The organism is Tateyamaria sp. GN1-10 (assembly GCF_055693845.1).
The window spans coordinates 3,864,857-3,875,948 of the sequence record NZ_JBVFUR010000004.1 but is presented as its reverse complement, the minus strand read 5'-3'; the positions used below and the strand labels follow the sequence as shown (position 1 = coordinate 3,875,948).

The 11,092-nt window shown below is 60.3% G+C and carries 8 protein-coding genes and 1 pseudogene; 6 read left to right on the top strand and 3 right to left on the bottom strand.

Going from position 1 to position 11,092, the window contains the following annotated elements; translation table 11 throughout:
• Window positions 1-229 precede the first annotated feature (229 nt).
• Both ACZ1HN_RS21405 and ACZ1HN_RS21400 read right to left on the bottom strand, forming a co-directional pair.
• Window positions 230-946, bottom strand: coding sequence for a response regulator transcription factor (locus ACZ1HN_RS21405; RefSeq protein WP_299208130.1), 717 nt, complete (start codon window positions 944-946; stop codon window positions 230-232).
• Window positions 943-2,559 (bottom strand): sensor histidine kinase, encoded by a 1,617-nt coding sequence (locus ACZ1HN_RS21400; RefSeq protein ID WP_472728957.1) that lies wholly within the window; start codon window positions 2,557-2,559, stop codon window positions 943-945. The genes ACZ1HN_RS21405 and ACZ1HN_RS21400 overlap by 4 nt, the downstream gene beginning before the upstream one ends.
• Before the next feature lie 286 nt (window positions 2,560-2,845).
• On the opposite strand from ACZ1HN_RS21400, the gene ACZ1HN_RS21395 reads away from it, so the two are divergent.
• From ACZ1HN_RS21395 to ACZ1HN_RS21370, 6 genes and pseudogenes are all read left to right on the top strand, one after another.
• The gene (locus tag ACZ1HN_RS21395; RefSeq protein ID WP_472728956.1) at window positions 2,846-4,102 is read left to right on the top strand and encodes a glycosyltransferase family protein; all 1,257 of its coding nucleotides are present in this window, start codon (window positions 2,846-2,848) and stop codon (window positions 4,100-4,102) included.
• A 30-nt stretch (window positions 4,103-4,132) separates the two neighbouring features.
• Window positions 4,133-5,374 (top strand): glycosyltransferase, encoded by a 1,242-nt coding sequence (locus tag ACZ1HN_RS21390; protein ID WP_472728955.1) that lies wholly within the window; start codon window positions 4,133-4,135, stop codon window positions 5,372-5,374.
• Window positions 5,374-6,522 carry a glycosyltransferase family 4 protein gene (locus ACZ1HN_RS21385; protein ID WP_472728954.1) on the top strand — a complete coding sequence of 383 codons (1,149 nt, stop codon included), beginning with the start codon at window positions 5,374-5,376 and terminating at the stop codon, window positions 6,520-6,522. Before ACZ1HN_RS21390 ends, ACZ1HN_RS21385 begins: the two co-directional genes overlap by 1 nt.
• Window positions 6,459-8,038, top strand: a pseudogene (locus ACZ1HN_RS21380) (ABC transporter ATP-binding protein); the annotation flags it as partial. The gene ACZ1HN_RS21385 and the pseudogene ACZ1HN_RS21380, both read left to right, overlap by 64 nt.
• A gap of 18 nt (window positions 8,039-8,056) precedes the next feature.
• Window positions 8,057-8,308, top strand: coding sequence for a hypothetical protein (locus ACZ1HN_RS21375; RefSeq protein WP_472729391.1), 252 nt, complete (start codon window positions 8,057-8,059; stop codon window positions 8,306-8,308).
• Window positions 8,309-8,324: 16 nt separating this feature from the next.
• Window positions 8,325-10,433 (top strand): phosphotransferase, encoded by a 2,109-nt coding sequence (locus ACZ1HN_RS21370; protein ID WP_472728953.1) that lies wholly within the window; start codon window positions 8,325-8,327, stop codon window positions 10,431-10,433.
• Window positions 10,434-10,632: 199 nt separating this feature from the next.
• Here the strand turns inward: ACZ1HN_RS21370 and ACZ1HN_RS21365 are convergent, their stop codons facing one another.
• Entirely contained in the window at window positions 10,633-11,031 is a 399-nt protein-coding gene (locus ACZ1HN_RS21365) for a c-type cytochrome (protein ID WP_299208144.1), read from the bottom strand.
• Window positions 11,032-11,092 lie beyond the last annotated feature (61 nt).

Here is an 11,092-nt window from a genome sequence, read left to right as displayed (position 1 = left end):
ACCCCCGTGGGCGCAACGCGCTGACGGAGGGCGATCCCGGGACATCCCAAGGGACCGGAAGTTCTACGCTTCCGGGTTGCTGGCGGGCCTATGTCACTGTCGAACGTGAGTCAAGAGTTGTGGCCGGATATGGCTAGAAGGCCTGCTTCGCGGTACACAGCCGCCATGGGAGTTGCCCATCAGGACGACCGCTTCTGTTGTTGCGTCGATTTGAGGGATGGCTGTTCACCTATTGCGAACTTTGCTCCAGCGCGTCGCTCTCAATCTCCAAGACATATCCGAACCCGCGGACGTTCCGCAGAACCACATCTTTTGTTGCACGCAACAACTTGCGTCGCAGATACAGAATGTAGACCTCGACAACGTTGGTTTGGGGATCAAAATCATACCCCCACACCGCGTTGAGAAGTTCCATCCGGTCGACAGGACGATCCGTGTGCTGCATCAGGTGCGCCAGCAAGGAAAACTCTGTCGCTGTAAGCTCGATGGGCGCATCGTCGACCGTCACTTTTTTGCGCGCACGGTCAAGACACAGCGGCCCAATGCGGAGTTCTTCGTCTTGAGCGCCAGCAGTGCGGTCCGCCCGCCGCAACAGGGTTTCGACACGCATGGCCATTTCCGCGAACGCAAAGGGCTTGGTCAGATAATCATCAGCACCCGCTTCAAGGCCTTCGAGCTTGTCCTCCAGCGCGTCCTGCGCCGTGATCATGAATACCAGGACATCATCGCCCGCCTGGCGCAATGAACGACACAATTCAGCCCCCTCGGCGTCGGGCAATAGCCGGTCGAGTATGACAAGAGAGTAATCCCCGTCTTTTAGTCGCTGCACAAATTCCGCGCCGGAATGTGTTACATCAACAACGTGCCCGCGCCGACGCAGAGTGTCGGCAATCATCTCGCTGATCTCGGGATCGTCCTCGACGACCAGAATGCGCGCGTTGCTCACGGCGTTGTCCCTGCTGCAGTCATACCTTCCGCATCAAATGGCATGTCCAGTCGCACCGTCGCGCCACCCTCGCTATGGTTTTCGATGCTGATGGTACCGTCATGCTGCTCCATGATCCAACGGGCAATGGCCAGACCCAGCCCGCTGCCGCGTGCTGACTTGCCGCTGCGCACGGGTCCACGCCAGAAACGGCTGAACGCGTGTTCGGTTTCTTCGACGACAAACCCAGGTCCACGATCAGATACCCTGACCACGGCCCGATCTTTTTCGCAGGTCAGATCCACGTGCACCACACTTCCTGGAGGTGCGATACGAACAGCGTTGTCCAACGGAATAAGGATGGCTTGCCGCAACCTCTCGGCATCGCCCTGAACAACGACTGGCTCGGTTGGTTGGTGTGGTCGTATGGCGATGTCCTTACGACGGGACAGTTCCTGGCTGTCCAGCAGAGTGTCGGCCAGAACGTCCTGCATATTGATGCGCAGCCTTTCTATGGGGATGGCTCCGGCTTCGCTGCGGGCCACGAACAACATATCTTCGACCAAGCGGCTCATCTGCTCGGCCTTGACCCGGACGCGTTCCAATGCCGCACGCATGTCTGCGGCTGTCGCGTCCGGGTCGCTCAGCGCTATCTCGGCCTTGCCACGCACGACCGTCAGAGGCGTGCGTAGTTCGTGGCTCAAATCTGCAAGGACACGCGCGCGCCCTTCCGCAAGGTCTTTTTGCCGCGCCGCGGCGTCTTCCAGTTCGATTGTACGGGCCGCCACCTCTGCCTCCAGACCGGATTTTGCGGACAGTAGGGCATTCCGCTGCTGTGCGATCTTGTTTGTCATGGCGTTGAATTGATCGGCCAAGCGACCAAGCTCGTCCCTTTGCGTGATTTCAACGCGGTAGCTGAGGTCACCATTTGCCACCGCGTCCGTGCCCTTTGACAGGGCATCCACCGGGCGCAAAACGCTTCGAAAGAAGAAAACGCCGAGAATAATGACAAGTAGGGCCATCACTGCAACGAGGCCATAGGCGGCGGCGCGCATGCGTTCGATCAGGACGTCCATGGAGGCTATCGCGCCGCCGACCTCCCGGATTTCTCGCGTGACGATTGTCGCCAAAAGGTGATCGAGCGCGTCATCCAGGCGTTTCTCGACATCTTCACGATAGATCCTTCGGGCCGTTTCCTCGTCCCGATTGACCAGAGCGGTACCGATCTGAATGCGCTTTTCTTCGATTTTTTCGACAATTGTGCGCAGCTCGGCCATGACCTTCAGTTCGGCCTCCTCGTCGACCAACTCTTCAAAGTCCCGAATGCGCACAAGCGCTTCGATCTCTGCATGGATGGAGGCTTCCATGGTCTGGATCGCTCCAAGCAGGACATCGTGCGCGGCTTCAACCTCCGACGGTTCGGGGCCAAGGGTCAGAAGTTCGGCAATCTGCTCCGAATAATCGTTTGCCGCGCTCTCCATTGTTTTGACCGCCAAGGTCTGATCGTACGACGCGCGCATCTCTCGCAAGGCTGCGTCGTTGATGCGTAAAAATGCGAGAAGGCTGAGCGCCACGATTCCGGTCAACAGAACGACCAATGCGAGGCTCAGAACGATCTTTGTCCCGAATCTCATGTTCAATGGGCGTTCACGGTTGGTCAGAAATTCACCGGATGCGGCGTGCGATGTGCTGGTTTTGGTCAACATACCCCTAAATACGGCCAAAAGCCGCCAAAACCACCGCCTTCCGGGTTCTCTTAGTGAATTCTAATTTTACGAGGCGGCGGAGCGCGCCTAGCTATCTCTATGAAAGTTTTGTGACAGGAGATGCAGCGAGGATCGCGCTTTGAAGGGTATTTGCGCACCTTTATCTTTGGCTGCAAACGGGGCGTAACCCCATGGTTTTTGGAAGGATTTTGGCATGCCGCGAACAATCACATCTTCGGCCAAGCGTGCGCCGCGGATCATGCTGTATTCGCATGATACGTTGGGCTACGGACATCTCCGCCGCAACTTGTTGATTGCAAGTGCTCTGTCGGAACTGGATCTGGAACCCGAAATCTTGTTGATTGGTGGCATGCGAGAGGCGGGTGCCTTTGCCCTTCCGCCGCGCACCGATTGCGTGACGCTTCCCGCCTACGCCAAACAGAGCGATGGCAGCTACAGGCCACGAGAGCTTGGAGATGATGTTGGGCGGCTGGCCCGGATGCGCAGTCGTATCATCAAGAGCGTTGCCGCGGGTTTTGACCCCGATCTGATGATTGTCGACAATGTGCCGCGCGGTGCGCAGTTTGAACTGGACAGCACCCTTGCGGCCTTGTCGCGCGAGGGGCGCTGCCGCATTGTGCTGGGCCTGCGCGATGTGATTGACGATAGTCGGGTGGTGCGGCGCCAGTGGTTGCGGCAGCGCAATTTCGAGACTGTGCGCAAGTTCTATGACCAGGTCTGGATCTATGGCGATCCACAACTCTACGACATTCTGAACGATTGTGGCATGGGCGAGAGGTTCGCGGGGCGCGCGCGCTATCTGGGCCTTCTTGATCCTTCTGGGCGCCGCGAAACCAAGCAGGCGGCAATTGATCGAGACACCATCGCCGGCAGCGACCCGCGTCCTTACGTGTTCTGCGCGGTGGGTGGTGGGCGCGATGGTGCGGATCTGTGCGAAGCGTTTGTCCGAGCGCCGATGCCGCCCGGGCATCGCGGTGTCCTCGTGACCGGGACACAGATGCCAGAGACACTTCGGAATGGCGTTTTGCAACATGCGGCGGCGCGCGATGACATGACCGTGCTGCCCTTCGTGCGCGAGCCCATTGCAGCGATGGCAGGAGCGGCCCGCCTGGTCGGCATGGGTGGTTACAACACCACAATGGAATTTCTGACACTCGATGCGCCATCCCTGATCGTCCCGCGTTGCACCCCACGGCGAGAGCAGGTGATGCGCACCACACGGCTGGCAGCGCGCGGTCTGATTTCGATGCTTTTGCCCGAGGACCTGTCCCCAACATCCCTTGGAGATTGGCTCGTTCATCCTGCGCCACAGCGCGGAGCAGCGCCAGACATGAACGGACTGATCAGGGCCCAGGAAATGGTCCGAGCGATATTGACCGATGAACCAACGGATGCAGCCATCCAGCGCAACCACAGACCCGGACCAGAGCGGTTTGTCTCGGCTGCCTGAAGCCACAACCTCGGAGAAAGGATCAATGCCATGTCATCGACATCGAACTATCCGCCCACATCACGCGTCGGATATGTGCTGAAACGCTATCCGCGGTACTCTGAAACATTCATCGTGAATGAAATTCTGGCGCATGAAGCTGTGGGGCAAGAAATCGAAATCTTCGCTTTACGCCCTGTTGAGGAAACACATTTTCAGGATCAACTCGGTCAGGTGCGCGCGCCTGTGACCCGCTTGCGTGACAAGTTTTCGGGGCCCGAGCCGTTCTGGCAGCGTCTGTCTGCGGCATGTGAGGAGCGGCCAGCCGCGTTGAATGTATTGTCCGAGATCGACGGGATTGTATCGGGTCAGGATGTTGCGCAGGCGCTTGATCTGGCGGTTGAGGTTCAACAGCGTGGTGTCACCCATCTGCACGCCCATTTCGGAACCGTGGCCACCTCGGTTGCGCGGCTGGCCGCTGCGATGGCCGGGATCGGGTATTCCTTCACGGCCCATGCAAAGGACATATACCACGACTACAACGCTCCTCAGCATCTCGACCTCAAGTTCAGGGATGCGGACATGGCTGTCACCGTATCCGACTACAACCTTAGATATCTGAGGGACACCTTTGCCGCGCCCCGTGCCGTGCGGGTCTATAACGGCTTGGATCTTGATCGGTTTTCCTGGACAGCGCCTGAACCGCAGGCGCAAGAAATCCTTGCCGTTGGCCGATTGGTTGAGAAAAAGGGGTTCCATGTTCTGGTCGAGGCACTGCGCATGATGTGCAGTGAGGGTCGGAACGTGACCTGCCGCATCGTTGGCGCGGGTGATGAAGAAGAGCACCTGCGTGCCCAGATCGCAGAGTCCGATTTGGCCCATTGCGTGCAACTCGAGGGGCCGCGTCCGCAAGCCGGGGTGATTGAACTGATGCGAAACGCAGCCGTTCTGGCCTGCCCCTGCGTCGTTGGCTCGGATGGCAATCGCGATGGCTTGCCGACAGTTCTGCTAGAGGCGATGGCCGTCGGTCTGCCCGTTGTCTCGACCGACGTCGTTGGCATCCCTGAACTCGTCCGCGATGGGGAAACCGGATTGCTGGTTGCCGAGGGTGATCCCGAAGCACTTGCCGCAGCTTTGGCGCGGATGCTCGACGATGTCAGCTTGCGCCAGAGCGTGTCGCAGCAAGCCCGCGTTTTGATTGAACGCGATTTCGACATCGCCAACAGCGCCGGTGCCCTGCGCGCGATCTTTGCCAAGTCGATCGCACGGCGGAACCGCAAGAAGGTGGCCTGATGCACATTGCCTATGTCTGCACCGATCCCGGCATTCCGGTCTGGGGGGCTAAGGGCGCGTCGATCCACGTTCAGGAAATGCTGCGCGCATTCTTGAAACGGGACGCCAAGGTCACACTTTTGACGCCGCGCACCGAGGGCGCGCCGCCGTCCGATCTGGCTGGCGTTGAGCTGCATCCTCTGCCACCCGCGCCAAAAGGCGATGCCGAAAGCCGGGCGCGTGCTCTTCTGGCTACAAACGACACGTTGGCCAACGCGCTGGACATGCTGCAGCCCGACCTCGTGTACGAACGGCATGCGTTGATGTCCTGCGCGGCCATGGAGTGGGCCGCGCGAAATGACCGGCCCGGGGTGCTTGAGGTCAATGCACCCCTCATCGCCGAACAAGCGGCGCATCGGCAATTGGCCCTGCCAGAGCAAGCGGAAACTGTTGCCCAGCGGTCCACACAGGCGGCCCGACTGTCGTGTGCGGTCACGGAACCTGTCGCGCAATATGTGCGGGACATGGGCGGTACAGACGTAATCGTGGTGCCGAACGCAGTGAACCCTGCACGCTTTCCCGCACCAAAGCCCCGGCCAGAACGACCGTTTACGGTGGGTTTCCTCGGGTCGATGAAACCTTGGCACGGCTTGAACACTCTGGTTCAGGCCTTTGCCCAGCTTCGGCACGTCGTGCCGGATGCAAGGCTGCTGATTGTCGGGGATGGTCCGGAGAGGGCGCAGATCGAGGTGCAAGTCAGGGAGTATGGTCTGTCAGGTGCCACAGAGATCACGGGGCTGTTGCCTGCCGCGGATGTGCCCTCGGCGCTGGCGCGGATGGACGTCGGGACTGCACCCTATCACGCGATGGAGGATTTCTATTTCTCGCCTCTCAAAATCTACGAATACATGGCTGCCGCGTTGCCGGTTGTCACCACTCACACGGGCGATCTGGCACTGCTTGTGACCGACAATGAAACCGGTCTGATAACGCCACCCGGGGATGCCTATGGGTTGACCCAAGCTCTGGCCCAGCTGGCGGCTGATTTGCCCTGGGCGCAAGCCATGGGCAAGGCTGCGCGTGCCCATGTTCTGGCGCATCACACATGGGATGCCACCGCGGATCATGTCCTGACCCGCGCGCTGGATGGCAAAGCGCGGGCGGCATGAGCAAAGCATCTGAAACCTCGGAAGCGGGCCTCGGGCTTGGCGCCGTATTGCGGCGGTTTCGCCCGTATATGCGCGGTCATGTGTTGGCTTTGTGCGGCGCGGTTTGTGCGCTTGTCCTGTCGACCTTGATGCGGTTGGCCGAACCTTGGCCGCTCAAATTTGTCATTGATGCAGTCGTCCCCGTGCCGGATGCGAACGCACCGGCCGCAACATTGATCGACCCGATGCTGCTGCTTGCGCTGTGTGCCGGGGGACTGTTGCTTGCTGTCCTTCTGCGTGCGGGCTTTCACTATCTTGCAACGATTGTTTTCGCCGTAGTGGGCAACCGAATGCTGACGCGCGTGCGTGCGGACCTGTTCCGGCATCTTCAGTCTTTGTCCATCGGATTTCACACCAAGTCGCGGACCGGCGATCTGACCATAAGGCTGGTGAGCGATGTTGGCATGTTGAAGGATGCCATGGTCACAGCGGCCATGCCGCTTCTGGCCAATATCCTGATCTTTGGCGGTATGGTCGGCGTCATGCTCTGGCTCGATTGGCGGCTGGCCCTTGTTGCGCTGGCCCCGTTGCCCCTGTTGTGGGTTTTGTCGCGAGTGCTGACAGTCCGCATCCGCAAGGTCAGCCGGACGCAACGCAAGCGGCAGGGGGCTCTGGCTGCCACGTCGTCCGAGGCGCTGGCCGGAATCGCTTCTGTGCAGACGCTTGGATTGGAAGAGCACATGAACAAGGCGTTTTCGGGCGCGAACGAAAAGGAAATGCGCGAGGGCGTCAAGGGCGCGCGTCTGACCGCTCGGTTGGAGCGGTCGGTCGATGTACTGGCGGGGTTGGGCCTTGTCGCAGTGCTTTACTACGGAACTTTGCAGGTTCTTGATGCGCGGATCACGCCCGGGGATCTGTTGATCTTTGTCAGTTACCTCAAGCACACATTTCGGCCCGTCCGCGGCTACGCAAAATACGCCGCGCGCCTGGCGAAAGCTCTGGCCGCCGCCGAGCGGGTTGTCGATCTGCTGGATCGCGAAGACGCTGTGCGCGACAGGCCCGATGCGCGCCCCGCCCCGTCCGATCTGGGCGGCAAACTCGGTTTCGAAAACGTGCACTTTGCTCACCAAGACGGCGCAAAAGTTTTTGATGGGCTTAACCTGACCGTCAACGAAGGGGAGCGCGTTGCGGTGATCGGGCCGTCGGGGGCGGGCAAGTCGACGCTTGCAGCGCTCGCCTTGCGTCTTCACGACGTGCAGGACGGGCGTATCACGCTTGATGACACAGACATTCGTGATCTCACGCTGCAATCATTGCGTTCCAAGGTTGCATTTGTGCCGCAGGACCCTTTGATCATGTCAGGGACAGTCCGGGACAACCTTGCCCTTGGCCTTGATCGCGACCCAAGTGACCAAGAGCTTGAAGATGCCGCACGCCGCGCTGTGCTGCATGACTTCATCATGTCGTTGCCCGATGGTTACGACACGATGCTGGCCGAACGCGGGGCGACCTTTTCGGGGGGCAGCGCCAGCGTCTGTCACTCGCGCGGGCCTTCTTGCGCCGAACACCGGTTCTGATCCTTGATGAACCGACCACAGGGCTGGACCGTGAAAGCGCAGCGTCGGTGATCGCAGCGATTGATGCCGTATCTGAAGAGCGGACGACGCTGTTGATCACCCATGACCTCATACTCGCAGCGCGGTGCGACCGCATCGCGACGATCTCGGGCGGCGGAGTGGCCGAAACCGGCGATGCCTCCGCGTTGCGCGCGGCGGGCGGTTGGCTGGCCGCTGCCGAGGCTTGCTAGTCCGGAGTGACAACGTATGCCGTGGACAGTTGACTTGTCGCCCGCCGATGCGGCCCTGTGTGCCCAGGATCCAGATTTGCCCGGCCTTGGTGCAGTTCTGAACGCCGCGCCCCTCGCCAAAACACTCGGACTGGGTGAGCTACGCCATAGCTACCTCAAGTACAAACCGGGGACGAATTGCGTCGCAGGGCTTGTCCCTAGGGACGGCAGTCTTGGGGCTTGGGCGGCGATGACGTACCCGCCTGCCCGCTGGCCAGATATCCGAAGTCGTCCAAAGTGGAACAAGAAAGCCCAGAAGGTGATCTATTTCGATGACGCATTTACTGTGTTTGTTCCGCTGGTATTGGAAAGGCGTCTGCCCAACGCACGCAAATTGTCCGCCGAAAAGTCCCGTGCAGAACTACTGCACAGTCTTGGGCTTTCCCACCACACGCTCAAGATCCTCAGGTACAAGCCCGGACGCCGGATCGTGTTGCGCGCCGATGGACCAAAGGGGTCACGCGCAGTGTTGAAGCTGCACGCAAGGCAGGCAGACTTCGACCGCGCTGTTGCCGGCGCTGTTTATGCCGAGACCATGGGCGGACCAGCGGTGATCGCAACCTCGCCGACCGACCTGGCAATCGCGACTGCATGGACACAAGGTCATGTGCTTTCGCCACTGTCCGAACCCCGTGATTTCGTCCTGTCGGGGGCAATGCTGGCGAGACATCACGCGGCGGGTGATCCAAAAAATCTGCCTGGGTTGAGCGCCCACAAGCCGCACCGAACGGTCCGGGCCATAAGCAATCTTCAACCGAATCTAAAGGCGCGGGCGCAGCACCTTGCCGAACGGCTGCCTGCGTTGGTGGCAGACGACATGGTGGCGATTCACGGCGATTTTTCCGCGGATCAGGTGGTGCGGGAGACGTTTGGCACCGTGATCCTTGATTGGGACCGCGCCGCGTATGGTCCCGCGGCGCGCGATCTGGGAAGTGCGCTGGCAAGGCTTGACTTCGACGAGATCGGGGGCCCGCTGACTGAGGACGCGCGTAGGGCTTTGATTGAAGGCTATGCCGCTGTCCGGCCACTTCCCAAGGGCGAGAGTATAATTGCACATCGCGCGCATGCTCTGTTCGCACTTGCTGTCGAAGCGTTCCGCGACCGGAGGCCCGATTGGGACCGCCACCTTGGCGGTGTCCTCGACCGCGTTGAGCAGCTCTGTCAGACGGCTCAGATGCCGAAAGCACCAAGCGCACTGCCCAGTTTGTCCAGCGCGCTTGACCCTGAGCATGTGCACGCTGCTCTGGGCGCAAGGCCCGTGGAGGTTGCACTGGCAAGGCTCAAACCCGGGCGCCGCGCCTTGGTCCGATATGACATGCCGGACGGTAATGTCTTGTTGGGCAAGGTGCGCGCCAAGGGCATCGATCTTTACGCGCCCCGCATTCAGGCAAAACTGCGCTCGGCAGGGCTGGACGGAAGCGACGGGGTCGGTGTCCCGCCGGTGGCAGGCACAGCGGACAGCCTGGCGCTGTGGCTGCAGCAGGTCGTTCCCGGCCGCTCGCTTGGCGATATGTTGGATGACCCAAACTGCGATTGTTTGGACGCGATGCGAGGGACCGGGCGTGCGCTCGCCCGGCTGCATCTCACACCGGCTCAAACGGAACGGCGATGGACGCACGCAGATGAATTGGCTGTTTTGGAGAAGGCGCTGTCAGAAACAGGTTACAAAGATATTCTGTCTCTTGCCAAAGCGCGACTTGCCCGACTTCCACCGGCGCCGGACGTCGGATTGCACCGTGATTTCTACTTCGACCAGGTCCTTGTCGGACCGGACACGGTCTGGTTGGTGGATCTGGATCTTTATGCACAGGGCGATGCCGCAATCGACCTTGGGAATTTCCTGGCTCACCTCGATGAGCTTGCCCTGCGGCGCGGCAACGATGCGGGACATTTTGATGCGCTCGAGGATGCCTTTCTGAGCGGGTATCGCCTCTCTGCGCCATTGCCGGATCCACGCCGCATTGGTTCGTTTCGCTGGATTTCTCTGGCGCGCCATATCGCGATTGCCACACGGTTCCCGGAGCGCCGGCACACAATTTCGGCGATTGGGGCGTTGTGTCGGAAAAAGCTGTTGGACGGCACTTAGGCATCACCCGAGGAGTCTCGGGCGCGCGCGGCGTTTGCAAGGCAATGACTTTGATCACTGAGGTTTCAAGCCGACCACACACGCTTTGCTGTTGGTCCGACAAAAGCGCAAATCGGACATTGGGACTCGAAGTCGCATTAATAAGGGTTGGGCCCTCACCGGACCCAGACCGCACGCCCATTGATACGAGCCACCTGCCTTACTCCTGGATGCTTTCCAAATAGGCCATCAGGTCAACGATCGGTTGACTGGTCAGGATCGGTTGGCCGGTCTCGGCCTTGATGGCTGTATCCTCGCCTTCGAAGTACCAGCCATAGACCGGCATGGGTGAGCCGTGGCTGACCAGCGGGTCGCGCCCGTCGATCCGCGACACCACGCGTATGATGGGGAAGGTGCCATCGTTGCGGGCCGCAAGGTCAAGCAGGCTCGGCGGTTGGAGCAAGAGGGCCGGACGCATAGGCCCTTTGCCATCTGCTTCGACTCCGTGGCAGGTTGCACAATGGCGCTGGTAGAGCGTGGCACCCGTGCTTATGTCCTGAGCCAGTGCGGTCAGCGGTGCGGTGCATATCAGGGCGAAGGTGGCGATGAGCTGCTTCATGGTCCGTCTCCTGTCTGGTACGCATCACAAGATAAGGGCTGACGGACAGCGCGCTGTGATC

What these genes read in the sequence shown, in the direction of transcription:
- ACZ1HN_RS21365 (WP_299208144.1), bottom strand. Translation starts at nt 11,031, where the DNA reads ATGAAGCAGCTCATCGCCACCTTCGCCCTGATATGCACCGCACCGCTG.
- ACZ1HN_RS21390 (WP_472728955.1), top strand. Translation starts at nt 4,133, where the DNA reads ATGTCATCGACATCGAACTATCCGCCCACATCACGCGTCGGATATGTG.
- ACZ1HN_RS21370 (WP_472728953.1), top strand. Translation starts at nt 8,325, where the DNA reads ATGCCGTGGACAGTTGACTTGTCGCCCGCCGATGCGGCCCTGTGTGCC.
- ACZ1HN_RS21400 (WP_472728957.1), bottom strand. Translation starts at nt 2,559, where the DNA reads ATGAGATTCGGGACAAAGATCGTTCTGAGCCTCGCATTGGTCGTTCTG.
- ACZ1HN_RS21385 (WP_472728954.1), top strand. Translation starts at nt 5,374, where the DNA reads ATGCACATTGCCTATGTCTGCACCGATCCCGGCATTCCGGTCTGGGGG.
- ACZ1HN_RS21395 (WP_472728956.1), top strand. Translation starts at nt 2,846, where the DNA reads ATGCCGCGAACAATCACATCTTCGGCCAAGCGTGCGCCGCGGATCATG.